The sequence below is a fragment of the Ligilactobacillus apodemi DSM 16634 = JCM 16172 genome, from assembly GCF_001434405.1.
In the GTDB taxonomy this organism is placed as follows: domain Bacteria; phylum Bacillota; class Bacilli; order Lactobacillales; family Lactobacillaceae; genus Ligilactobacillus; species Ligilactobacillus apodemi.
In genome coordinates, this window is sequence record NZ_AZFT01000053.1 from 471847 (window position 1) to 497058 (window position 25212).

Here is a 25212-nt window from a genome sequence, read left to right on the forward strand (position 1 = left end):
TTAATTGAGACCTGCGATTTTTTAGTAGTTTAATTATGCATTTTTCTTAGCTTTTTGTAATTCAGCATAATGTTTGTCACCCTTATAAAGCTCATAAATAGTCCAAATAAGGAGGCCAGAGATGATTGCAATCAAAACATAAGCAATCATATTTGAAAGTTGCATTTGAGCAGCTGTTGGGTTATCACCGAAGAAATCACTAATAGCATCAGGCATACCCTTGAAGTTTAAAACCGTCAAAACGATAACTGAGATCCAACCTAAGACTTTCACCCAAAGGGAGTTCTTGAAACGTTTACCCATTTCAACTTCACTATTTGTCATCATCAAAAGTGGAATCATTGAGAACGGTAAAGCAAAGGATAAGAAGACTTGTGAGTTATTCATCAAAGTATTCAATGCTTGGTGTTCTTGTTGAGCACTTTGACCTGCTGTTAAGGAAACACAGATCAAAACAGGGATAACTGAGATCAAACGTGTGATCAAACGACGTGCCCATAATGGCATTTTCAAATGAACGAAACCTTCCATGATAACTTGTCCAGTCAAAGTACCTGTGATCGTAGAGTTTTGACCAGAAGCAAGAAGGGCAACTGCGAAAAGCACTGATAAAATACCAGATTTAGCAACTGAGATCAACACACCGTTGCTAAGGGTTGAAGTATCGGATAGTGCTTCATAAAGACCAAAGAATGATGGGTCATTAACAGCACCACTCTTGAAGACTGCAACACCCATGATCAAAAGAAGTGAGTTTACGATGAAAGCAAAACTCAATTGGATGTTTGAATCCCAAGCCGAGAAACGGACAGCTTCTGCAACTTCGTCTTGATTGTTATGATCAATTTGACGAGTTTGAGAAACAGCTGAATGAAGATAAAGGTTGTGAGGCATAACTGTAGCCCCGATGATCCCAAGTGCACCACTGATTGGAGTCATTCCATGAACTTCTGGTGAACTAGCAAAAGTTTTAGTAGTTGGAATAAAGCCACTTAAAACTGAGCCCCAATCTGGGTTAGATAAGGCAACTTGGTAAGTGAAAACAAATAAGATAACTAAGATCAAGGCAACAACGATCGCTTCGATTTTTCTAAAACCAATTTTAGTTAATAAAAGCAAAAGTAAAACGTCAAAAACTGTAATAAATACGGCAAAGACAAGCGGAATACCAAATAATAAGTATAAGGCGATCGCTGCCCCGATAACTTCAGCGATATCGGTTGCCATGATAGCTAACTCAGTCAAGATCCATAAAACGATCCCTAAAGCCTTCCCTGTTCTAGCGCGAATTGCTTGGGCAAGATCCATCCGGCTCACAATTCCAAGTTTGGCAGCCATGTATTGTAAAAGCATCGCGATCAAACTTGACATCAAGATAACGGACATTAGTAAGTACTGGAAATTTTGTCCACCGGTGATCGAAGTCGACCAGTTACCAGGATCCATGTACCCAACAGCGACTAAAGCCCCTGGGCCAGAGTAAGCAAATAGCGTTCTCCAGAAGCCCTTTCCTTTAGGTACCGTAACAGTACCGTTGATTTCCTCTAATGAGGGACCATTAGCATACTCGACGAGTTTATGCTTTTCGTGTTTTTTATCCAAAATAAAAACCGTCCTTCCTTTTCTAGGTACTTTGACATTGTACACCTTATTAAGGGAAATTAAAAGTATTTTTAGGCATACCTTACAAATTTATTTTTTGGTAAACCAAAATTGTTATTCTCACTAGAGATATAGTTAAAAAACTCATTTCTAAATAACTTAAAAAAAATGCTTTTTTAGCGTATATTATTTGTATAGTGTTCATGTGTAAATATTAGCAACAATAAACTAAAACGAAAGGTGAGCTATGTCTCTGATATTTGAGATAGCACTAAGGAAATGACAGTAGAATCAAGACAATGGCTAAAGTATTTTTCACCTACACAGTCTAGAAGACCAGCTGTGCTCAAACAATTACTCGAAAATCATCTCACAACATCTGCTTTATTTTGGGGAAAAGCATATGACTTATTAGAATACATTGCTTTGCCGATTTCGACAGCTAACTTTGAGGCTGAACTAGCACTTTTATGTGAACAAGGTTTTTTACAAAAAACAGCACAAGGGATGTTATTAACGAAAAAAGGTACAAAAGTAGTCCAAGTTGATCTGATGAATCATGCTCAATTTGGCATGCCTGCTTTTTTCCATGGCTTTGATTGGAAGAATTGGGAAAAAATGTTTTTATTGATGGTTCAAGTTGCTTCTGAATTGAGCTATCAAAACAGCAATTATTTTGTGATCGCAAATGACTTGCGGACCCAATATCGTTTTAAAGAGTGGTTGAAAAAATATGGTAAAGAACGCTTATTAAGCGAAGTACAAACTTCATTAGCAGAATTTTTGAGTCAAGAAGACCCAAAGCTGGCAACCCTTTTTTGTGAACAATTGACGGGACATAACCAGCTTGGAAAAACAAGAAATCAACTGGCTACGATATATGATTATTCTTTAACTGATTTAGAAGTTTTATGGTTAGACATGTGTAGTCGTTATGCCCAGTTTTTATTGACTAAAGGACAAGCTTTAAGCGAATTAGTGCATTTTTATAAGCGAAATTCGCTTCTTTCCGAAAGTAATCAAAAGACTTACGAGCTATTTTTAGCGCAAAAAAAACTCACAGAAATCGCTAAAATAAGGGGACTAAAGCTAGGAACGATCCAAGAACACTTATTAAATGCGGCGCTCTTATTAGCAGATTTTCCCTTTGCTCAAGTGCTATCAAGCAAATTAACGAGTGAACTAAAAAGTTTTTATGGTGAAACTCCAATATTAGAGTGGGATTTTAAAACACTACAGGCAACTTTACCAGATATTTCATTCTTTGAATATCGTTTATATCAGATAGAAAGGATCATTCAAGATGGAGTTAGAACTTGAACGATTTTTACAGCAAAATTTTGGCTACGAGGCTTTTAAACTCGGACAAAAAGAAACGATCACATCCTTATTGGAGCATAAAGATACATTAGCGATCTTACCAACAGGCACTGGAAAGTCATTGTGTTACCAATTTATCGGACAATACTTAAACAAGCCAGTTTTGATCGTGTCGCCTTTGATCTCATTGATGCAAGATCAAGTCGAACAGCTACGTTATCAGGGACAAAAAGCTACGGTCGCACTTAACTCAAGTCTATCTTATTCTGAAAAACGTTTTGTTTTGAATAATTTAACGCAATTTAAGTATATCTATATTTCACCTGAGATGTTAAGTTCAAATGAAGTTTTAGGACGCTTACAAGCTTTAGATTTGGGCTTGTTTGTAGTCGATGAGGCGCATTGTATTTCTAAGTGGGGGCCAGATTTTCGCCCAGATTATTTAAATTTAGGTAGGATTCGGCATTTTTTAGGCGATCCCTTGACATTGGCCTTAACGGCGACTGCAACTGAAAATGTAGCGCAAGATATTATAAAAGAACTTGATATCAAGCAAGCTGAACTGATCAGATATCCGGTTGATCGACCAAATATTTTTTTAGCGGTTGAAAAGTTTACTGACCAAGCTCAAAAAGATGAATATCTTTTTAGCATTATGCAAAAATTGCACGGAGCGGGGATCATTTACTTTTCTAGTAAAAAGCAAGCAGAAAAAATCAAACAACAATTGATCGCTCAAAAAATTTCTACTGCAGTTTATCATGCAGATCTTTCCTTGACTGAACGTTTTTTAGTGCAGCAACAATTTTTAACGGGACAATTAGATGTGATCTGCGCGACGAGTGCTTTTGGCATGGGAATCAATAAAGCTGATGTGCGCTATGTGATCCATTACCATATGCCAAATGATCTTGAAGATTACGTTCAAGAGATCGGGCGTTGCTCACGCGATGGAGCTTTGGGAGTGGCGCTTTTACTTTATGAACCACAAGATTTGAAACGCCAAGAATTTATTATTCAAAAGAGCCTTCCTGATCGGCAGCAGATCAATTACTTTGCAAAGCAAAAGGCGTTGCTAGAGAATTTTTCGGGAGAAGAGCTAGAACTTTTAAAACGGTTATTTGCTAATGGATATTCGGCAACACAGATTTTAGAATTAGTCCAAATACGCCAAAAAAAGCGAACTAAAGCGTTGTTTAAGCTATTGGAGTATATTGAAACTAAAGAATGTCGGCGCCAATTTATTGCCACCTATTTCAAAGATCAAGCACCTAAGCATCGGATTAAAAATTGTTGTGATCGTGATGAACCTTTTGATTTTTCACAGTTAAAGTCTAAAAATCATAAAATTTTGAAAAAAGAATCACTAAAGACTAGTGATTATCAAAAAATTTTGGCAAAATTATTTAAGGATTATGAGTTAAAATAAGAATACTGATGATTATTTATATATTTTTAGGCGCATTTATGCTATGATATTTCATAATATCAGTCGAGGAGTGATTCAGGAACTGTTAGTTTTATAAAAGCCAAATAGCATTTGTTTATTTGGATCATACTAAAGATGAAATGGTTAATAAACACATCATCTAATATAACACCACTGATATCTCCTTTACACCATGTCGACCAACTTTGCGACCGAATGTTTTAGGGATACAGAGGAGCTGAAGTTGATATATAAATTTAAGAAAGGAAAAGCTATATTGTTTTACGCCAACTAAACATAGGGATGATGTTTTGAAGGGTTGGTTTATATAGTAGGTAAGTGATAGATGAGTCGAAAAAATAACGACCACACTAAAAAACCATGGGAAAAAACTTTTGAAGAAAACAAAGATGATGATGGTAATTACTCACGTAGAGCAAGCCGTCAAAGCAATAAACGTAATACCTTTTTAACGACCGCGTTATTGATCGTTTTTGTAATTATTATTTTGAGTACGATCCTTTTTTACTTTGTTTCTCAAAATTTAGCCTCAAAACCAACTAGCAATGACGATTCGATCGAGGTTGTCTCTTCAAGTGAGAAAAAGTCTTCCAGCAGTAAGTCTTCGAAGAAATCTTCTAGTAGCAAAAAGAAGAGTTCTAGTAAAGCCTCAAGTTCGACTGAAAATAGTCAAATAACTGCACAAGATACGAGTGAAAATAGTTCAGTAGCAACTAGTTCAACTGATACGATCGAAAGTCAAGCAGAAACAAGTTCTGTAGCTGAAAGTTCATCACAAGCAGCAGAAACTAGTTCACAAGCTGAGCAAAGTTCACAAGAAAGTGAAGCCTCATCTTCATCAGAAGAGGCTCAATACATTTCTGTTCCTGCTGGTCAAGGTTTATATCGGATCGCAGTTAACAATGGTTTGACACTTAACCAATTGTTAGAATTGAATCCAGGGCTTAGTGCAAATTCAAGCATTTCACCTGGTCAACAAATCAGAATCAAGTAATTGGGCTGTGGTTATTGCGTAAGATGCAAAGCTAAATTTGAAAGATAGGGTAAGTTTAGCCCCTTTAGTCGAACACCTAGTTACTAAATCAAATAAAAAGAGAGGAAAACTGTCCTCAAAAAATGTGTCCCAAGCTAACTTTGGACGCATTTTTATGCGTTTAGGGCAGTAAATGGATATTTATGCGAGAAAAATTACAAATCGCGATCGATGGCCCAGCTTCTGCGGGTAAAAGTACTGTTGCTAAATTAGTAGCAAAAAAATTAAATTATATTTATTGTGATACTGGAGCGATGTATCGGGCTGCTACATGGTATGCGTTACAAGAAGGGGTCGCTTTAGACGATGATCAAGCTTTAGGTGAAATGTTGACTCAAATGGAATTAAAATTTATTCCAAGTGATCCAGAACAATTAGTTTTTGTAAATGGAGTTGACGTAACTAAGGCGATCCGTTTACCAGAGATCACTAATAACGTTTCTTTAGTTTCAGCGCAACCAAGTGTCCGCGCCGATTTGACCAAACGGCAACAACAGATTGCAAGCAATGGTGGAATTGTGATGGATGGTCGCGATATTGGGACTACGGTTTTACCTAATGCTCAAGTCAAGATTTTTTTAGTAGCCAGTGTACATGAGCGAGCCTTGCGTCGTTTTAAAGAAAATCAACAAAAAGGTATCAAAACACCACTAGATGTTTTAGAACAAGAAATCGAAGCAAGAGACTATAAAGATTCTCACCGCAAGGTTTCTCCGTTGACACAGGCCAAAGATGCTGTATTATTAGATACAACATCTCTGGATATTGAGCAGGTTACTGCTGAAATTATGAAAATTGTTAAAACTGAAGAGAAATAGGTAATTTAACTGGCATTTTACTGCGCTTTCAGTTAAAATAGTTACTAGATAGTCGTTAAGGAGGACAAAGTCCATGAGTGAATCAGAAAACAAGGATTTATTAGAAGCTTTAAACAGCGTTAAGACAGTTAAAGTCGGAGACGTTGTCAAAGGCGAAGTGTTAGCATTTGATGATAAGAAGCAAGTTATTGTAGGGATCGAAGGCACTGGTGTTGAAGGTGTTGTTCCTGCACGCGAATTAAGCGCAAAAGCTGAAGATATCGAAAATGAAATCAAAGTTGGCGATATGCTTGACTTAGTTGTTATTTCAAAAATCGGTTCTGATAAAGAAGGCGGTAGCTACTTATTATCACAACGTCGCCTAGAAGCCCGCAAAGTATGGGATGAAATTGAAAAGAAATTTGAAGCAGGTGAAACAATTACTGTTCCTGTAACTCAAATCGTAAAAGGTGGCTTAGTTGTTGACGCTGGCGTTCGTGGCTTTGTCCCTGCATCAATGGTTTCAGACCACTTTGTTGAAGACTTCAATGAATACAAGGGTAAAGAACTTGAACTTAAGATCGTTGAAATCGAACCAAGCGAAAACCGCTTGATCTTGTCTCACAAAGAAATCGTGCAACAAGAACGCGAAGCTAAGAAACAAGAAGTTATGGCTAAATTAGCAGCTGGCGATGTTTTAGACGGTAAAGTTGCTCGTTTAACAAACTTCGGTGCCTTTGTTGATTTAGGTGGCGTTGATGGCTTAGTACACGTTTCTGAAATTTCTTACGAACGTGTTGGCAAGCCTTCTGATGTTTTAAAGGTTGGTGAAGATGTTAAGGTCAAAGTTTTAGCTGTTGACCCAGAAAAAGATCGTATTTCACTTTCGATCAAACAAACATTGCCACAACCTTGGGATAACATCGAAGAAAAAGTTGCTGAAGGTGATGTACTTGATGGTACTGTTAAACGTTTGACAAGCTTTGGTGCTTTTGTGGAAGTATTCCCTGGTGTTGAAGGTTTGGTACACATTTCTCAAATCTCACACAAGCACATTGCTACACCAAATGAAGTGTTAACTTCTGGTCAAGATGTAAAAGTTAAAGTCTTGAACGTAAATGGTGCTGATCGTCGTCTTGCATTGTCTATCAAAGCTTTACAAGAAAAGCCAGCAGCTGACAAAAAAGAAGTTGAAGTTGTCGAAGAAGAACATGTAGAAATTCCTGAAGAAGATACAGGTTTCACATTGGGAGACTTAGTCGGCGACGAATTAAAGAATGAAGATTAATCTCTGTTAACTGAGATTTATTTGACTGGCCCAGGCAAGAGTCTTTGGGTCAGTTTTTTTGGTAAAACATTTATAATTAAGGAGGAATCATAATGGCAAATCCAGTCGTTGCGATCGTTGGACGCCCAAATGTCGGTAAATCGACGGTCTTTAATCGAATCGCGGGCGAGCGAATTTCAATTGTTGAGGATACTCCTGGGGTAACACGTGATCGGATCTATGCTCAAGGCGAATGGTTGGGGCAACCGTTTAATATCATTGATACTGGTGGTATTGATATGGGGGATGAACCGTTTTTAGCACAGATTACAGAGCAAGCACAAATTGCGATCGATGAAGCGGATGTGATTGTTTTTGTGACGAGTGTCAAAGAAGGGGTCACTGATGCTGATGAAAAGGTCGCAAAGATTTTATATCAAACTGATAAACCAGTTATTTTAGCAGTTAATAAGGTGGATAACCCTGAGCTTCGTAGTGAAATCTATGACTTTTATTCATTAGGTTTTGGAGATCCAATGCCACTTTCCGGGACTCACGGTATTGGTACTGGGGACCTTTTAGATAAAATCTGTCAAGAATTTCCTAAAGATGGTGCTAAAGAAGAAGACGAATCGATCAAATTTAGTTTTATTGGACGGCCAAATGTTGGTAAATCTTCACTTGTCAATGCAATTTTAGGTGAAAACCGCGTGATCGTTTCTGACGTTGAAGGTACAACGCGTGACGCAATCGATACTAAATTTGTCGATCCAGAAGGTACTGAATTTACGATGATCGATACTGCTGGGATCCGTAAAAAAGGCAAAGTTTATGAAACTACGGAAAAATATTCAGTTTTACGTGCAATGCGAGCAATCGATCGTTCAGATGTTGTTTGCATGGTCTTAAATGCTGAAGAAGGAATTCGTGAGCAAGATAAGCACGTTGCTGGTTATGCACACGAAGCAGGACGTGGGATTATTATCGTAGTCAATAAATGGGATACTTTGAAAAAAGATAACCATACCATGAAAGAGTTTGAACAAACGATCCGGCAAGAATTCCAATATCTTAGCTATGCACCGATCGTCTTTGTCTCTGCTAAGACGCATCAACGTTTAGAACAATTACCAGAATTGATCAAGCGGGTAAATCATAACCATGAACGTCGCATCTCTTCAGCAGTCTTAAATGATGTGGTGATGGATGCAATTGCGCATAATCCGACGCCAACAGATAATGGCAAACGTCTACGGGTCTATTATGCGACTCAAGTGGCGACAAAGCCACCAACATTTGTTATTTTTGTCAATGATCCTGAATTGATGCATTTTTCTTATGAACGCTTCTTAGAAAACCAAATCAGAGCAGCTTTTGACTTTGAAGGGACACCAATTCACATCATTGAACGGCGTAGAAAATAATTTGAAGATCAAACTAAAAAACAATGTTGAACTTTATAATATTTTTATAAAAATATTGGGTAAAAACGTTGCTATGTTAGGCTTTCTATGCTATCTTATTAACTGAGCAATGATTTGTTAGTCATTGTTTCATGGTCTTTATATTTTTATATAGAGACGGGCTAGAAGATATTTTATAATATATCTTTATCTTCACTTGAGGAGGTGAAACACATGGCAAACAAAGCACAATTGATCGAAACTGTTGCTGAAAAGACAGGTTTGACAAAGAAGGACGCAACTGTTGCAGTTGACGCAGTCTTTGGTTCTATCCAAGACTACCTTAAAGAAGGCGAAAAAGTTCAATTGATCGGCTTTGGTAACTTCGAAGTTCGTGAACGTGCAGCTCGTAAGGGTCGCAACCCACAAACAGGTAAGGAAATCCAAATCCCAGCAAGCAAAGTTCCTGCATTTAAGCCAGGTAAGGCTCTTAAGGACGCTGTTAAATAAGATTGACTTATTTTAGCTCAAGAACCCTTGATTTATCAGGGGTTCTTTTTTTGTGCAATTTTATGGCATCGTGCTAGCAAAATTAAATTTAACTTTTTTGAGTAAGCAAAAAATCTCTTGAAATTACTCAAGAGATTTATCAGTAAACTTATTTTGAGTGCTGGGTGAATTACTTAGCATAATTAAACAATGGATCTAGTAATTTGAAATCAAAAGTTTCTCGGTCTACAATTCCAATAATTTTTTCACTATCATAAAGTTGTAGTAAAAAATCTGCCATTTGTTTACTCGTATGGTATGTTCCAAAATGTTTATCGTAATCGTAGTCACTCGAATTATTAGCAATTTTCCCAAATTCTGTTTTTGTAGCTGCTGGTGCTAAAACTTTAACTTGCATTTTAGCACCAGAATTTCGTAATTCTCTAGCTAATCCTTCTGTAAATGAACTTACATAAAATTTTGTGGCACAATAAATAACAGCCTCTGGGACAATTGTATATCCTCCCGCTGAAGAAATATTTATCAGTTGTGTTCCCTCAATATTTTGGTAGTTACGAACAAAAAGATTGGAGAGGATCGTTAGCGCTTCAATATTTAAATGGATCATAGTTTCTATTTTTTTAGGATTTTGATTTGCAACGTGACCATAATTACCTAGACCAGCATTATTAATCCATGTTTTCAACTCATATGTTTTTAAGTCATCGTACAGTTGATAGATATTTTGTGTAATTGTTAAATCAACATTTTTGATAATAACGTCTACTGCTGGAAACTTTTCTGAAATTTCTTTTTTTAAATTTTCAAGTCTTTCTTGACGGCGTGCAATAATGATTAGATTCTTACCACGCGAAGCAAATTTTTTGGCCGTTTCGTATCCAATACCAGAGCTTGCCCCAGTAATTACAGTATATTTTTGTGTATCGCTTAACATTATTAGTTCCTCCTTTTTATCTGATACAATAAAACTATACAACCTAGAGTTAACTCTAGGTAAAGAGTGAGGAGATATTTTTTGAATTATTCAATAGGAGAATTTTCAAAGCTTACCGGTTTAACAATTCATACTTTGCGTTATTATGAACAAGAAAATTTAATAGCTCCCAAACGTAATAGCGCTAATCAGCGGCGTTATTCAGACAATGATATAAAGTGGATCGACTTTATTAAACGTTTAAAGGGAACGGGAATGCCTATCAAAGAAATAAAAAAATATGCGATGTTACGTTCTATAGGAGAAGAAACTTTGGATGAAAGAATGGAAATGTTAGTAAAGCATAAAAAGGAATTAAATAAGCAAATACAAGTACTACAGGATCACATGACCAAATTAGATGATAAAATATCTTTTTATCAAAATGAAATAAAGCGTCTTAGAAATAAATAAGTGTAATAGAACCTTGTTCATGGTATTTTTAAATTTATGGAAGTTTAGTGCATACAATTAGTATTTTTGAAAGTAAGTAAAAAAGCAATTACTAATGAATCTTAAATTAGTGATTGCTTTTTTAGATTTGATATTTATGGACTACGTAATTTAATAAAAATTACTATAGATTTATTTTTATCTAATTATTGTCCTTGATTGTCGATTTTAACTGCATATACGACAGGAACATAATTATCTCTACCTTCTACTGTAGTGTATGAATCTACGCCTTTAAAGCCACCGTATACTGTGACTGTATCATCATCTAAGAAACGTTGATCAGTATTTACGCTTTTTGCGATATCAATATATACTAATTGGCTTGGATCGCCATTAAACGATACAAGTAAAAATCTAGATTCATCATCGTACTGGAATACAGTACCTGTTAATGTAATTAGTTTTTTCTGGTATTGTTTAGGATTACGTAAGTACTCTTCATAGTTCATGCCTTCAAATTTTGATGTATCAATTTCAGTAGTTTTTTCGGAATCGTTACTTGAAGATTCTTCTGCTTGAGTTTGAGAGTTTACCGGTAAAACTACTTTCACTTTTGATTTAATTTTCTTTACATTGAATGTATCACTTGAAGATTTTTTCTTTAATGTTTTATCTGTTGAGACATAGTAAATAGCTTTAGAATTATTAGCAGAGCTTGTTTCAAAAGAAAAATTTCCTTTTTTATCTGCTTTAACGTGATCCAATCGGAAACTATAACAATAGCTATGGATTAAATCCACTAAAAGGCGATTTTCAACGTTATTACGGCAAAAATTCCTTTGTAAAGTGGTTAAAACAACAAGGAATAGATCCAAATAAACTTAGTTTTATCGAAGTAGTTGGACATTTTTTAGCTAAGAGTGTGGGACCAATCGGAACTTTAGAAAAAAGTGTACCTTTAGCGTGGCAAGAAGCTAACTTATGAAATATCACAAAATTGAAAACGGGTTTGATGAAAATGGAAAATTTAGTTACCAAGACGAATACATTCCAATCACTAACGCACAAAAAAATTTTAAAAAAGAAGTTAGTCGAATTGATAAGAGATTCGTTTATGATTTAGGTAAAATCAAAAAATTTAGTTCTAGTTTTCATAACTACAGTAAGACGATAAAACTTGATGCCGTAACTGCATTAGCACTTAAAAATGCAATAAAATCACATGGTCAAGCAGGTATTAAAGTGATAAAAGAAACCAAAAAACAAGTAGAAAGTGAACTAGAAAATAACTGGCGTGAGACTTTTCAAGTTGCTAGACAAATTGGAAGTGAGTTATCCGAAGTAGAGATTTTGCAAATTCTTCATGAAGCTAGTGCAGATAAAGAAGCACTAGATACTAAACCAGTTAAAAAATTAAGTAAAAAAGTAGAATCTATAGAAGATATTCAAAGAAAAATTAGCGACTATGATAAGGCACTAAGTAAGAGTATTAGAAAACGTATATCCGACGATCAAGAATTAGCGCAAAGATTTGGAATATCTTAGGTGAAAAGGATGAAAAGAAGGCTCAAATTAGTAATTATTGTGATATTAGGCGGATTTCTATTAGTGATCACAGGTGTAGTAACTGTAAAGGGAGTGGGATATTTACGAATTGAGCATCAAAAACAAAAAACGGCAATCAATCAAAGAGAGCAAAAAAGAAGTTGCAAAACAAGCTAAGGCACGAAGAAAAATCGCATTATGGATCGTACAACATTTTGATGGCCCTAAACCAATTAAGACGATTGAAGTAGGAAAGATATATACTCATGGTATTTTTGAATCAGGTGGTCGAAGTGTTTCGATAATTATTAATACAAAGAAGCAAAATATTGTTGAAGGCATAAGTATGGATAGGACAAATAATCCAACCGATTCAGGAAGCTATTTTGATGATAACGAGTACAATTATATAGAAAAAGCGATGACTGACAGAAATTTGGAGGGAATTAAAGTGATTTACTGGGAAGGAAAACAAAGGGATGTAAGATACAAAAATGATTCTAGGTATCAGTGATCACTCATAGTAAAGTGTAACAATTTTGAAAGATATTGATAAGCAAAGACAGAGCTACGTTGAGTGCTAGTGTGGGTCTGTTTATTTTTGTTGCAAAAAATCAAATTGGAAAAAGTTAGTATTTAATTAAAAAACACTCAAAATACAGTTTGGCAACTTGTGTATTTTGGAGAAGAGTATGTGGAGTAATAAAAAAGTAAGAATCGTGGTGATCATAGCCTTAGGAATATCACTATTTAGTGGTGTGAGTATAGTGGCCGTTAAAAGTGTAACATATTTGCAAGTTGAGCGAAAAAAACAAAAGAGAGTTGAGTCATTAAAAGAAGCTTCTCGCCAAGTTAAAGCTCGGCAAAAGATCGCATTGTGGGTAGTACAACACTATGATGGATAAAAAACAATCAAGACGATCGAAGTAGGAAAAATTTATACTTATGGAATTTTAGCTTCAGGAGGTCGAAGTGTTTCTGTGATTATCAACGTAATGATCCTAGGTTTAAATAATTTGTAGTAGTTACTTAAATCGAAAGGCAAACTTAAACAAATGCTGAATAAAATAAAAATTTAAAGAGGGAAAGGTGAAAAAACATGCGAAAAAATCTCAAAATCATCGTTATCACAGTATTAGGTGTTTTGTTACTTAGTGGAGCAGTCATTATAGGCGAAGCAGTTATTAAAGAGATCCGCGACTTACGAATTGAACATCAAAAACAGCAAAAAGATGAGTCAAATAGTGAAAGTAAACAGGAGAAAAACGAGTCAAAATAAGAAAATATTAGTTTACGTAAAAATTACCATACTTTAATGACGCTAGTTAAGTTATTTAGATAATAATCCAATGGAGGGCACCATGTTTAGCAATAGAAAAATAAGATTAATAGTCATGGTGATCGCTGGAGTATTATTAGTTGGCGAAATCGGGATGACAGTCGTTAAAGGGGTGCAACACTTGCGCATCGAACGTCAAAAACAAAAGAAGGCTGAGTCAATTAGGGAAAGTAAAAAAGAAGTTGCAGACCAAGCAGAAGCAAGACAAAAAATTGCATTATGGGTCGTGCAACATTTTGAAGGACCAGAACCAATTAAGAAGATAGAGATAGGAAAAATAAAAAAACACGGACTTTTAGAATCAAGTAGTGCGTCGGTTGATGTAAGAATAAATGGTGATTATGTAATTAGTAGTATTTTATTGAGCGATGGAAAACCCGAGGATACATTTATAGAACCAATGGATGATATATATAAATATTCTAATAAAACTAATAATACAATTTTAGATGGTGTGGAAGTAATTTATTGGGGGAATAATGAATGAATCTAAATCTAAGAAATTTAAAGTGATAAAAATCAATATGGTGTTCTAAGGTACATGCAAGCAATGGATAGTAGTACTAAATTACATAGGAGCAAATTATGTTAAAAAATAAAAAAGTAAAGATAGTTGTAATCACAATACTTGGTTTGAGTTTGATAGGAGGAGCTGGTATGGCAATCATTAAGGGGGTACAACACTTGCGCATCGAACGTCAAAAACAAAAGAAGGCTGAGTCAATTAGGGAAAGTAAAAAAGAAGTTGCAGATCAAGCAGAAGCAAGACAAAAAATTGCTTTGTGGGTAGTCCAAAATTATGAAGTAGCAGAACCAATAGAAGAAATAAAAGTAGGTAAAATAAAGACTTATGGCATTGTTGGAGCAGGTGGTAGAGCTACATCAGTGATGATTAATAATAATAAAAAGTATGTTATTGACGGAATAAGTGTGGCAAAAGATGGTACACCTGAAGGAAATGCAATGCATGGCGATGAGGTCAAACATGTTTCTAATAGTAAAAAGACATTAGATGGAGTAGCAGTAAAATATTGGGAGGAATAGAAAATGGACGCTCTTATTACTTACAATAATGTGGCTAAAGAAGTATATCTAGTAGATCCTAAAAAAGGATTAGAATACTATATTGGAAAAAAGTTAGATTGTAAAGATACAGAGTATGAAATCCTCGACATCTCCCGTAACGGCACATACGGTGATAAAAATCAATATGGTATTCCCAATCACATGCAAGCTATGGCGGTAGCACCAATTAAAGATGGTGTTGTTGACTATAGTCAAATCACGATTGCCTACGCTGGAACTAATCCCGAAGATGGACTAGATTTATTGACAGATGCTTTTGATGTGGCTGATGTCGATGGGTCACTCTCACGAACTAAAAAGATGCTTGAAGTCTTTGAACCACCAGTGAGTCAATTTGATACGGCACTTGGATATGCAAACTATATTCAAGCAAAATACCCGCAAGCCAAATTAGCTGTAACAGGGCATTCTCTGGGAGGTTCTCTTGCTTTGACTGTCGGGGCAAAGAAAAAATTAAAGACGGTCACTTTCAATGCTCCAATACCAAAGGACAGAATGAGTAAAGCAGACCAAGAATATATTTTAAAGAACCCGACTAAAGTTGCTAGTTATTTGAATGCCGATGATCTTATTGGAAATTATAACAATAGCTATACGATTTTTGGTGGAAAATTAAGTGGCAGTTTTCAACATTATTATAAAAATGGAACTGGATTCGGTGACATTGATCTATTAAAAACGTTACTAGCATTACCACAAAGAAAATTAGTCTTAAAAAATGGTCAAACGATTCCACTAAGTAAAGATGAATTATGGGATATTTTAAATAAAAATTATGATGTATCTGGTTGGTTTGATGAAAATAGCAATTTCAAGTATGCGCAAGGGAAATTGGTTGTTCCTAAGACACAAGCTGATTTTGAAAGCACAGTATCAACGGCCGATTCAACATTAGCAACAAGATTACAAAAGTTCCAAGGCTTAAAGCAAAGCTATGGACAAAAATATGGTGTAAAAGGTGGTAAGATCAAGCTAGATGCTGCTTTAGCTTGTACACTTAAAGATGCCATCAAGGCACATGGTCAAGCTGGCATAGAGGTGATCCAAAAGACCGAAAAGGAAGAAGAAAATAAGCTAGAAATGAATTGGCAAAATACGTTACAAGCCGCAAAGCAAGTTGGGACTGAATTATCAGCAGGAGAAATACTAGCAGTTCTCAAAAGTGCAGGAGCAGCCAAAAGTAATTTGTATGAAGAACCGGCAGAAAAATTAGCTGAGAAAATAAAGCCTTTAGAGAAAATCAAAAGTGAGCTTGCAACTTATGACAAGTCATTAGCCGAGCGCATCGAAAAAAGGATAGCTGATGATCAAGAACTAGCACAGGAATTTGGCATAGGTTAGTAAAATATTGAGTGAAATAATTACAATATGGGGGAAATATGGTAGATAAAACGGAATTTGAAAAGAAACTATATCAACAACAAGAAGAGCTTGAAAATGAGTACCTTCGTCGAAAAAAGCAATATGAACAGTCACAAGAAAACATCGCTAGAATTGCCTATGAGCTAAATAATATTTATGCGGAAACAACAGGTGTAACGCGCCAAGTTTTAGGAAAATTGGAGGCTGAGAATTCAAGCTTTTCAAAATTAGAACAAATCAATGCAGGACTATCTGAGAGCTCACAAGAAGTGTATCGTAGACAACGAAAAAAATTAGATTTAGAGTGGGAAGAATATCAAGTTGCTTATCGTAAAAAACAAGATATGCTGGCAGAAAAATTTTCAAAATATAGGAGAGATCAATAATGGATATTGCGGGGTTTTACACGGCGATAAGGTATCAAACAGAACTTGTATACCAGGCTACTTTAGCAAACAATCCTGTCTTAGTAGCAAATGCAAAAAAGCAGATCAAAAAATTATCGCAACAACTTATGATCAGGGTATTTGTTGCTTCTAGTGGAAAACGTAAAAAAGATGAACTTTATCAAAATGGTGAAACTACGATCCATTCGTATGCAACTGAAACTAAAACAAATCTTGAGCATGATATTGAGATCTTACCCCAAGCAATGGAAGGTGAATTGGCTAAAGGTTCCAGTAAAGCTGCAAAGAAGATAGCCCAAGAATTTGGGGAGATATAGCGAGAAAGAAAATTAAACTCTAAAATGTCTGACACTTGGTCTCTCCTAGGTCATCAGTATTCTAGCAATTTTGAAAAAATATTTTTTCGATTATATTTATGTATATCTTCAAAATATCAAAGCAAGCCTGATATGTAGCTACATATCAGGCTTTTTTGTATGGAATTAAATCAGTAAGAGTAGATTTATATATCTAGTTTTTACGAATACTTAATCGTTCAAAGATTAGGATAACTATGGATGGACTAAATAAATATATTCAAGTTTTATTTATAAAAAAATATATTATTACATAACGGATTTTTAAAATTTATTATTAGATATAAATTAATATGTTCTGGAATTTTTTTCTATTGTTGAAAGCGGTATAAACTTTCATTTTAAAGGGGTTATAACTTGTGGTGAGTTTTATGTTAAAAAATAATTATAATCAAAATTAAAAAACTGTTTGATTAATTAAAAATAACGAGTATAATAAGTCTAAATTAATAGGAGGTGCGTTATGAACATAGTTATTGTTAATCGGTGGGAAGATGAATTTGCTAATTATAAAGCTACTGTAAATCATAAATTAAATTTGGTGAACTTATCAGAACGATATACCCAAATGAAATATAAAATTGATGATAATTTATATTCTAAAATGTGTTCAGAGATTGAAGATCCAATGTTTAGGGTGTGGCTTCAACTTTTATTCACCTATAATGCTTATCTACGAGATATGGATAACAAATTCATTGATAAATGCTTTCACTCAATTCCTGAATGTGATTTAAAAATTGCCGCCATAGAATTTTTTCAACGCAAAGGTGTTCAACTAAAACTATCTGATAAAGAGAAAAAATTTTTTGCGAGGTATAATTTATGAAAAAAGTTTTGTCCTATTTATTGTTAGTGACTTTATTTCACAATTTAGTGCAGGTATAGTACTAGCTGCCATGAATTGGTACATTATTGATATGTATAGATCAAATACATTAATAGCCACTTTCGCTAATATTAATGTGGTGGCAGGACTATTAATTTCAATCATTGCAGTTGTTCTATTAAGAAAAGTAAATTTAAAACGAGTGGGGATGATTTCCTACTGTTTTAGAATTATCTTTATAGTATTGCCACTACTATTGTTTAGTGTAGGCGTTAAAAATCATATGGCCATATACTTATTAGCGTTAAGTAACGGAATTGGATGGAACTTATATTTTCCAGCTTCAAAAGATATTTTGAATAGTTTTACGTTGGAGAAAAATGTTTTAGAAATAAATTCATTTGCTGAAATTTCAATGCAGGTTGGACTGTTTTCTTCTGCTTTGGTTTCGGGAATACTTTACCACTATATTGGCTTTATAAATATTTTGATAATAGGAACATTATTATTTATAGGTTCATTTTTTATTTTTACGCTTATTAAATATAATGAACCAATTGAGACTGATTTGGAAGATAAAACTAAGATTATTTCTTATCTATTGGAACAAAAGTGGTTAATTTTACTGGGGTTAGTTTTATACATTCCCTTTATAGGAGCGAATATAATCAATACATCGTTACCGGGATATATACAAGAACATTTAGCAGGAAATTCCATCAGTTATGGTTTTACGGATACAATGTATGGTATCGGGGCATGTTTAGCTGGTATTTTACTCCCAAATTATTGCAAAATTTATCCAAAAAGATCATCTTATTTTGCCATTGTTTCTCATTGCTGCAATTTTAGGAGTATTTTTAGTATTAATCGAAGCTTAACTCTAGGAGCGAGTTATATTTTCCTACTAGGTTTGGTGGGACCTGCAATTCGGACTGTTATCTACACTAGGGCAATGGAATTTGTGCCTAGTAATTTATTAGGAGCAGTGGTTTCATTTTGGAACTTTGTAAATCTAATTTTCCAATTTGGGGTAAATTATAGCGTCGGTAAGATAATGGATCATGTTGGAGCACAGTGGGGGTTCATGGTTTATGTGAGCTTGATGATTCTAGGTGCATTAATATTTAGTTCAATCAAGAAACCATATAAATATGTAAATAATAATAAAGATCATCTCAAAGAAAGGATATAGGCTTTTGGAGGAAAATTACACAGGAAAAATAAGCGTCCATCTTACAAAATCGTAAGTTGGGCGCTTATTTTGTAAGTAGGATTCCTTAAAATATCTGGTTATGCTTAATTTATCAGAGAAAAAGAGACGTTGTTACTAAAGGATTAATATGTAGAAATGTTTACCGGTAAGAAAGTTGAGGAAAAATAATGAAACTATTAACAGTTGAAGCTGTCAGTAAAAGTTACGGTAACAGTGATGTTTTGGCCTTAGACAAAGTCGACTTTTCAATTAAAGCCGGAGAATTTGTTGCCATTATGGGCACATCTGGGTCGGGCAAGACAACGTTACTCAATAGTATTGCAACACTTGATGTTCCTAGTAAAGGCAAGATTTTATTTGAAGGAGTAGACGTTGCTAAAATGTCAGCCGATGAAGCAACGATATTTCGGCGTGACAACTTAGGTTTTATTTTTCAAGATTATCGTTTATTAGCTAGTTTAACTGCCCGTCAAAATATCGCAGTAGCTTTATCACTATTGCAAAAAGATTCCAAAATGATTGAACACAAGATAGCCACTCTTAGTCGAAAGTTTGAGCTTGAAGCGGTGTTAGATCATTATCCCCATGAACTTTCCGGGGGTCAAAAACAGCGAGTTGCAATCATTCGAGCTTTAGTCAAAGAGCCCAAATTATTGATCGCTGATGAGCCAACAGGCGCTTTGGATTCTAATTCAACTAAGATGATCATGCAACAAATGGCATATATCAATCAAGAGTTGCAGACGACAATTTTAATGGTAACACATGATGCGTATTCAGCCAGTTTTGCTGATCGGGTACTCTTTTTAAAGGATGGGCATTTTCATGCTGTATTAGAAAAACAAGAGTCCAATCAAACCTATCAAAAGCGTTTGTCTGAAATGATGCTGGAATTAGAGAGGTGAATGGGATGTTACTTGAGGTGGGTCTCTCAAATTTGAAACATGACCGTAACTTATATCGGGTCTATTTTTTGACACAGTTATTGCTCTTTAGCTTATTTTTTGTTTTGCAGTGCTTTTCAAGTGATCAGGTGATCGTTGACCGTTTGGCGGAAGATACTAATATTGAGACCATGATCCAGACGATCAGTCTCTTCTTTATGGTTGCGATCATTTTTTATTTTTTGTATTTCAATCAGTTTTTTATTCGTCAACGAGCCGAAGAATTAGGGATTTATTCGATCCTAGGTTTTCGGTGTCAAGAAATCGTGCGTCTCTTTTTAGTTGAAAATGTCATTCTTTTATTTCTAGCAGGCTTGTGTTCTTTAGCTTTAGGGTATGTTTTTTATTTGGGATTACGAACGGGACTGATCAAATTTTTAAAATTGGCGTTACCACTATGGGGCTTTAAAATTGATAGTACTGCCTTTTTGGCAATGTTGGGTTTATTTTTAAGCATTGTTTTGTTGATTTATTTGGAATTAAGTTTGATTTTTAAAAAGAACTTAGCTGATATTTTGAATTTGCAGCAACAACAAGATAAAACGGGCAAATTACATCCATGGTTAGCATTTTTAGGGTTGTTAGGAATCATCAGCGCCGATGGTTTATTTTTAAATTTATTGGCTGGTGCAAATTCATTGTGGCTCAAAATAGGATATATGCCAGTGTTAGCTTTGACCGTTGCTTTGTTAGGTAGTGGAAGTATTTTATTTATCTTATTTTCATTGCCATACCTAGTTAATTTTTTGCTAAATAAAAAACATATTTTATATGGAACTAGCGGAATTGTAGTTTTACCACGGATGCGACATCGCTTGCAAAATAAGGGACGTTTACTAACAATGCTGACGCTTTTGACGACTGGCTCGGTAATGTTACTAGGGGTCACAATTTTAACGCTGTTTTATCCGTATGAAGCGACCAAGCGCATCGTTCCAGTAGCACTTGAGACGGTGGCTAGCCAAAAACGCACTTTAACTAAGCAACAACTAAGTAAACTTGAGCGTGATTTTGATGCTACAGTTGTTCAAACAGAAATTTTAAGAACTAAATTAAATGAGAAATGGTACTTTTCAAACCAAAATGCAAGTGATCATCTCGATTTGATCTCGTTGAAAAGCTACAACAGACTCATGAAATTACAACAGCAAATACCATTGACTGCGATTTCTGCCCACCAAGGTGTACTTGTGAATTATTATGCTAGTAAGCAAACGATAAATCAGCAATTTAGCTTAAAAAATGAAGCAGAGCCATTAATGGTTAAACGAACAACTAATAACAATCCATTTGCCTTTGCTAACAGTGTAGTGACAGTTGTGGTAAATGACGCGGATTTTAACCAATATAAAACCAGGCATTTAGCTGATAGATACTGGATCATCTCTTTTGAAGGGGCTAATTTACGAGACGATCAAGCTTTTGTTACAGCATTTAAAAAAAAGACAAATGTGGCCTATATCAGTGCCCAAGAGAGAGACCAAACGATCACTAATGCTAATAGTCCGACATTTTTAATGATCACACTTGTTTCAATATTATTTTTTGTTGCGATCAGTACAGTGTTGTATTTTACTGCTCGAATCGAGGAACTATCGTTAGTGAAAGAATATGATACTTTAGCGAAACTCGGTTACAGAATAAAAGATCTCAGACGAGTTATTTTTACTGAAAATACGTGGCTTTTTTTACCACCATTGTTACTGGGGTTACTAAATGGGATATTTGGTGTACTAGGAATCAGTTACTTTATCACGGATTCGATCACTACCGGACTTTGGTTGCGGTTAGGGCAACCACTAGTCTATACTTTGTGCCTTTTTTTACCAATTTATTTGCTAGTATATGTACTCGCTGGCAACTCGATTTTAAAGGAAATCGTGAGTTACTGTAGAGTAGGTGCAAAACGTCAGTAAATCATGCATGATTGGCATTACATTTATCAACGTGATAAGATAATATTATCTAATTGGGGTGTATTACTTCGGTTTACACCTAAGGAAGTCGGATGTTTCTGACTTCCTTTTTTTATTATTTGTATTTAGAATTAGCCAATATAGCGCCATTTATAATAAAAGTACAAGATGAAAATATAGTAATCTCAGTTATACTAATATCACAAGTAACGATATTTACAATGTAAAAAAGCTCAGAATTAACGTTTTCAATAACGTAATTCTAAGCTTTTTGAATTTCACTAGGAAATGAAAAGTTTATTTTTCGACTCCACGGCTAAAAGTATCAAAAATTAGCTGATCTTTAATTATCATTCTATCTGGAGTCAGACTCCATGGAGAATCAGGCTGATGAGTCAACTTACTTAACCTCGCTGCATTGTAGGTAATGTAATCTTGGTTTACATTATTTAAAAGTTCGGATATTTCACTATCTTGAGATACAGTATTGTAGTCATCTAGTGCTACCTTAGAAGGTTTATCTTGATCCAGTACTGTAAAACTTTTGAATGCATCATGGACTTCAGTAATTACCGGACCATATTGCATATGGATAATTGGTGATGAAAATAGTCTATTACGAGTCATAGCCAAATATCTACCATATGCCATGTATAGTAATTTTATGACCTTCATTTGGGTAATCGGTTCAATATTTAAGTCAAATTCTCTTTCAAAATAATTTTCTACACGGAACCAATTAGCTAGTTGAATAGCCGTGTACTTCGGCTCGCCGTTTTGTGTAGTAACAACATCATTTTCATTTTGAAAATAGAAATTAATTTTTGAAACTAATTCGTCAGAGTAGTTTCCAGAGTCATCAATTATATACTGTTGTAATATTTTATCATTGTTGATTAAAGCTTTTAGTAACTTGTTATTTGCAGTTGTTGGGAATGCACCAGCTTCGTATAATGCAACTGTATTAGGACTTAATCCTGTCAGCTCTGCTAAATTTCTCTGAGATAAACCAATTTTTGCACGATACTTTTTTAACTCTTCTGGTGTAATTAGACCCATTTCTTCACGGTATAGCTGTCTTGCTATCTCTGCTGCTTTATCATCCAACTCTTTATTTGGAAGCAGTTCATCAGTGGTACTGTCAAAAAGAGCCGGTGCAGTTACTGTGTACTCACGTCCATTGATGGTATAAGTTGTTGTGAAATCTTTTTGGTAAACCATTTAAACTTCCTCCTTAATAGTCAAGATGAAAACTGATAAATATCACTTTATGACAATTATCAGTAAAAACAAATTTGATGTAGTAGGTTTGTCCGTCACTGGTCTTAAATACCCAAGCAAATTGTAAAGGATCATTACGGTTGGGTTCATGTTTAACGAAATCACTGACAGATAATTGTTTAACTAATTCTTTGGCTAGTAAATTTGAAACGGGTACTGCCATTTTATCTTTACGTCGAACCATTTGAAATTGATTATGCTTTACAAGAAATTTTAATCTTGCTAATGCTTCAGTAACATCCATCACTATCCCCCTACTACTTATTTCTACGTTGATTATAGCACCCCATATTAACGTTTGCTACTAATTAGTAGCAGGTGTATAACTTTAAAGGAAAAATTGGAGTCAAGTAAAAATGTGAAATTTGACTCTGAGTACTAGTAAACAGCGATTGTTAAAAATAATGGCTCTGATTTTTAGATTCATAGTATAGTAATTTTACTTTGATATAAAAGCTTTTTCAGTAAATCACTTTAACATCGCTGTTTTGGCAAAGTTTTAGGAACGATTCCTTTGGTTTTTGATCAGTGATGATGACATCTAATTTGTGCAGTGGGGCCATTTTGATAAAATCAGTGTCCTGCCGAAACTTGGTGTGGTCAACGAGTAAGACTGAAATGTCGGCATTTTCGAGCATAATTTGCTTACAACGAGTCTGTTCCATGTCAGCCATGAATATTCCTTTTTCACTGATAGAATTACATGAGAAAAATACGAGTCGGGCATGAAAATTAGCAAGATATTTTAGGGTATCAGTCCCGAGAAAAGAATTTGAATAGGGCATAAGGGCGCCACCAGCCAAAAAAATATGGAGATTAGACTGGAGACGTCCTTTTTGCGCAATGGCTAAATTATTAGTGATGATCTTTAGGTTAGTTTGTTTAGTCAAATGTTCCAAAATGTACTGGCAAGTGGTTGAAGTATCAATAAAAACTGCATCGCTACTATTGATCAATTTAGTCGCAAAATAGCTGATCTTATTTTTTTCTTCGGCATTTTGAGCTTCACGATAAGTTGTTGTAAATTCGATATTGTTCTTTTTTAACAGCGTGACAAAACCAAATGTTCGTTTGACCATGCCGGATTTTTCTAATTCGATCAAATCACGTCTAAGAGTGGACGTTGAAGTCCCCACTAATTCTTCTAACTTCTTAATATGGATGTGTTGGTTTTCTTCTAAAATAGCTAACATTTTTTCGATTCTTTGTTGTTGCCTTTTCATGATATTCACCCCATTTGAACAAATTTTGAACTTTTGAACAATATAATAAAACTTTTCTGAATGTTTGTCATATCTTTAATAATATTTATTTTTTCAGATATTTTAGTAATACAATTATGGTGCAAAGAGATGAAAACGTTTTAGTTAGGAGGTATGGCGATGTCAGTTGATTATCAGTCGATGTTACACCCAGAGCTTATTTTTCTAGATTTAACAGACCAAAATGAGGCTGAATTATTTGAACAAGTTGCTCAACGCTTGGAGAAATTGGGGTATGTCCAAAATACCTACGCTGATGCACTAAAAAAACGGGAACAAGAATTTCCTACCGGTTTAGTGACAAAGTATTTAGCGCTTGCGTTACCTCACACCGATCCGGAATACGTTGATAAGGCGTTTATTTGTATGGTGAAAAATGCGACGGCGTTAGATGTTTTACAAATGGGCTTAAATGAACCGATGCAAACCCAATATTTCTTCTTTTTAGGAATTACCGCTACCAAAAATCAAGTTATCTTGTTGCAAAAATTTATGCAACTCTTGCAACGCAAAGCATTTGTGAAGGGGGTGACCACGATCAGTAAAGCAGACGAAATGTTTGAATTTTTACAACAGGAATTTGGCAAATAATAGGAGGTAGAAAAAATGGCAAAGATCGTAGTCGCATGTGGCAGTGGAGTAGCCACTTCAGAAACTGTTGTTGGTTTGATCAATAATTTTTTAGATGAACATCAAATTAGTGGCGTAGAAGTAGAAGCCACTGATTTTAAAGGTTTAGCAAGTGTTTTAGCCAAATATGATATTTACGTTTGGATCGCTAAACCAACCAAAGAGATCCAAGATATCTGTGATAGTCAAGGAATTGTGGATGTTAATGGTGTCAACATTTTAACGGGAAATAACGCCGACGATTCGTTCAAAAAGATCATTTGGGCGTTACAACAAATGACGAGCTAA

At 34.9% G+C, this 25212-nt stretch carries 29 protein-coding genes; 23 read left to right on the top strand and 6 right to left on the bottom strand.

The annotated features are described in order from the left end of the window. Positions 1-33: 33 nt before the first annotated feature. On the bottom strand, positions 34-1602 hold the full coding sequence (locus FC32_RS07600) for an Nramp family divalent metal transporter (protein ID WP_056957363.1): 1569 nt from the start codon (positions 1600-1602) through the stop codon (positions 34-36). Positions 1603-1881: 279 nt separating this feature from the next. On the opposite strand from FC32_RS07600, the gene FC32_RS07605 reads away from it, so the two are divergent. The 7 genes from FC32_RS07605 (at position 1882) to FC32_RS07635 (ending at position 9382) form a co-directional block, all read left to right on the top strand. Then, positions 1882-2922: a helix-turn-helix domain-containing protein gene (locus tag FC32_RS07605; RefSeq protein WP_025087771.1), complete on the top strand. Its 1041-nt coding sequence runs from the start codon at positions 1882-1884 to the stop codon at positions 2920-2922. Then, positions 2906-4351: a RecQ family ATP-dependent DNA helicase gene (locus FC32_RS07610; protein ID WP_025087772.1), complete on the top strand. Its 1446-nt coding sequence runs from the start codon at positions 2906-2908 to the stop codon at positions 4349-4351. The genes FC32_RS07605 and FC32_RS07610 overlap by 17 nt, the downstream gene beginning before the upstream one ends. Positions 4352-4697: 346 nt before the next feature. Further along, positions 4698-5366: a LysM peptidoglycan-binding domain-containing protein gene (locus FC32_RS07615; protein WP_025087773.1), complete on the top strand. Its 669-nt coding sequence runs from the start codon at positions 4698-4700 to the stop codon at positions 5364-5366. Between the two features lie 182 nt (positions 5367-5548). Further along, on the top strand, positions 5549-6223 hold the full coding sequence (gene cmk / locus FC32_RS07620; protein ID WP_025087774.1) for a (d)CMP kinase: 675 nt from the start codon (positions 5549-5551) through the stop codon (positions 6221-6223). A gap of 73 nt (positions 6224-6296) precedes the next feature. After that, a complete protein-coding gene (rpsA, locus tag FC32_RS07625) occupies positions 6297-7490 on the top strand; it encodes a 30S ribosomal protein S1 (protein WP_025087775.1) in 1194 nt (397 codons plus the stop codon). A 92-nt stretch (positions 7491-7582) separates the two neighbouring features. Next, the gene (der, locus tag FC32_RS07630) at positions 7583-8893 is read left to right on the top strand and encodes a ribosome biogenesis GTPase Der (RefSeq protein ID WP_056957364.1); all 1311 of its coding nucleotides are present in this window, start codon (positions 7583-7585) and stop codon (positions 8891-8893) included. 213 nt (positions 8894-9106) lie between these two features. Then, positions 9107-9382, top strand: a complete 276-nt coding sequence (locus FC32_RS07635; RefSeq protein ID WP_004047651.1) for an HU family DNA-binding protein — start codon at positions 9107-9109, stop codon at positions 9380-9382. Positions 9383-9551: 169 nt separating this feature from the next. Here the strand turns inward: FC32_RS07635 and FC32_RS07640 are convergent, their stop codons facing one another. After that, complete coding sequence (locus FC32_RS07640) at positions 9552-10316, bottom strand: SDR family NAD(P)-dependent oxidoreductase (protein WP_035460147.1); 765 nt, start codon at positions 10314-10316, stop codon at positions 9552-9554. A gap of 81 nt (positions 10317-10397) precedes the next feature. Between FC32_RS07640 and FC32_RS07645 the strand changes: the two genes are divergently transcribed. Continuing rightward, positions 10398-10769 (top strand): MerR family transcriptional regulator, encoded by a 372-nt coding sequence (locus FC32_RS07645; RefSeq protein ID WP_025087776.1) that lies wholly within the window; start codon positions 10398-10400, stop codon positions 10767-10769. A gap of 185 nt (positions 10770-10954) precedes the next feature. Here FC32_RS07645 and FC32_RS07650 read toward each other — a convergent pair whose 3' ends face one another. Next, entirely contained in the window at positions 10955-11515 is a 561-nt protein-coding gene (locus FC32_RS07650) for a hypothetical protein (RefSeq protein ID WP_025087777.1), read from the bottom strand. A gap of 217 nt (positions 11516-11732) precedes the next feature. Between FC32_RS07650 and FC32_RS07655 the strand changes: the two genes are divergently transcribed. The 13 genes from FC32_RS07655 (at position 11733) to FC32_RS07715 (ending at position 21751) form a co-directional block, all read left to right on the top strand. Continuing rightward, a complete protein-coding gene (locus tag FC32_RS07655; RefSeq protein ID WP_025087778.1) occupies positions 11733-12296 on the top strand; it encodes a hypothetical protein in 564 nt (187 codons plus the stop codon). A gap of 109 nt (positions 12297-12405) precedes the next feature. Beyond that, on the top strand, positions 12406-12810 hold the full coding sequence (locus FC32_RS07660; protein WP_025087779.1) for a hypothetical protein: 405 nt from the start codon (positions 12406-12408) through the stop codon (positions 12808-12810). A gap of 178 nt (positions 12811-12988) precedes the next feature. Further along, the gene (locus FC32_RS07665) at positions 12989-13201 is read left to right on the top strand and encodes a hypothetical protein (RefSeq protein ID WP_025087780.1); all 213 of its coding nucleotides are present in this window, start codon (positions 12989-12991) and stop codon (positions 13199-13201) included. 194 nt (positions 13202-13395) lie between these two features. Beyond that, complete coding sequence (locus tag FC32_RS07670; RefSeq protein WP_025087781.1) at positions 13396-13575, top strand: hypothetical protein; 180 nt, start codon at positions 13396-13398, stop codon at positions 13573-13575. Between the two features lie 82 nt (positions 13576-13657). Next, positions 13658-14122 (top strand): hypothetical protein, encoded by a 465-nt coding sequence (locus tag FC32_RS07675; RefSeq protein ID WP_025087782.1) that lies wholly within the window; start codon positions 13658-13660, stop codon positions 14120-14122. Between the two features lie 98 nt (positions 14123-14220). Further along, on the top strand, positions 14221-14679 hold the full coding sequence (locus tag FC32_RS07680) for a hypothetical protein (protein ID WP_025087783.1): 459 nt from the start codon (positions 14221-14223) through the stop codon (positions 14677-14679). 3 nt (positions 14680-14682) lie between these two features. After that, positions 14683-16062: a lipase family protein gene (locus FC32_RS07685; RefSeq protein WP_025087784.1), complete on the top strand. Its 1380-nt coding sequence runs from the start codon at positions 14683-14685 to the stop codon at positions 16060-16062. Between the two features lie 38 nt (positions 16063-16100). Further along, entirely contained in the window at positions 16101-16469 is a 369-nt protein-coding gene (locus FC32_RS07690; RefSeq protein WP_025087785.1) for a hypothetical protein, read from the top strand. After that, positions 16469-16807 carry a hypothetical protein gene (locus FC32_RS07695; RefSeq protein ID WP_025087786.1) on the top strand — a complete coding sequence of 113 codons (339 nt, stop codon included), beginning with the start codon at positions 16469-16471 and terminating at the stop codon, positions 16805-16807. Before FC32_RS07690 ends, FC32_RS07695 begins: the two co-directional genes overlap by 1 nt. Positions 16808-17309: 502 nt before the next feature. Next, on the top strand, positions 17310-17675 hold the full coding sequence (locus FC32_RS07700; RefSeq protein WP_025087717.1) for a hypothetical protein: 366 nt from the start codon (positions 17310-17312) through the stop codon (positions 17673-17675). After that, on the top strand, positions 17656-18870 hold the full coding sequence (locus tag FC32_RS07705; RefSeq protein ID WP_025087716.1) for an MFS transporter: 1215 nt from the start codon (positions 17656-17658) through the stop codon (positions 18868-18870). The genes FC32_RS07700 and FC32_RS07705 overlap by 20 nt, the downstream gene beginning before the upstream one ends. Positions 18871-19058: 188 nt before the next feature. Then, positions 19059-19796, top strand: coding sequence for an ABC transporter ATP-binding protein (locus FC32_RS07710; protein ID WP_056957365.1), 738 nt, complete (start codon positions 19059-19061; stop codon positions 19794-19796). Positions 19797-19801: 5 nt separating this feature from the next. Next, positions 19802-21751 carry an ABC transporter permease gene (locus FC32_RS07715; RefSeq protein ID WP_056957366.1) on the top strand — a complete coding sequence of 650 codons (1950 nt, stop codon included), beginning with the start codon at positions 19802-19804 and terminating at the stop codon, positions 21749-21751. A 297-nt stretch (positions 21752-22048) separates the two neighbouring features. On the opposite strand, the gene FC32_RS07720 is transcribed toward FC32_RS07715, so the two are convergent. The 3 genes from FC32_RS07720 to FC32_RS07730 form a co-directional block, all read right to left on the bottom strand. Continuing rightward, entirely contained in the window at positions 22049-22972 is a 924-nt protein-coding gene (locus tag FC32_RS07720) for a type II toxin-antitoxin system antitoxin SocA domain-containing protein (protein ID WP_025087713.1), read from the bottom strand. A 13-nt stretch (positions 22973-22985) separates the two neighbouring features. Beyond that, the gene (locus FC32_RS07725; protein WP_025087712.1) at positions 22986-23276 is read right to left on the bottom strand and encodes a type II toxin-antitoxin system MqsR family toxin; all 291 of its coding nucleotides are present in this window, start codon (positions 23274-23276) and stop codon (positions 22986-22988) included. A gap of 217 nt (positions 23277-23493) precedes the next feature. Then, on the bottom strand, positions 23494-24255 hold the full coding sequence (locus tag FC32_RS07730) for a DeoR/GlpR family DNA-binding transcription regulator (protein WP_025087711.1): 762 nt from the start codon (positions 24253-24255) through the stop codon (positions 23494-23496). Positions 24256-24414: 159 nt separating this feature from the next. On the opposite strand from FC32_RS07730, the gene FC32_RS07735 reads away from it, so the two are divergent. Beyond that, a complete protein-coding gene (locus FC32_RS07735; protein WP_025087710.1) occupies positions 24415-24885 on the top strand; it encodes a PTS sugar transporter subunit IIA in 471 nt (156 codons plus the stop codon). Between the two features lie 15 nt (positions 24886-24900). Then, positions 24901-25212, top strand: a complete 312-nt coding sequence (locus FC32_RS07740; RefSeq protein ID WP_025087709.1) for a PTS sugar transporter subunit IIB — start codon at positions 24901-24903, stop codon at positions 25210-25212.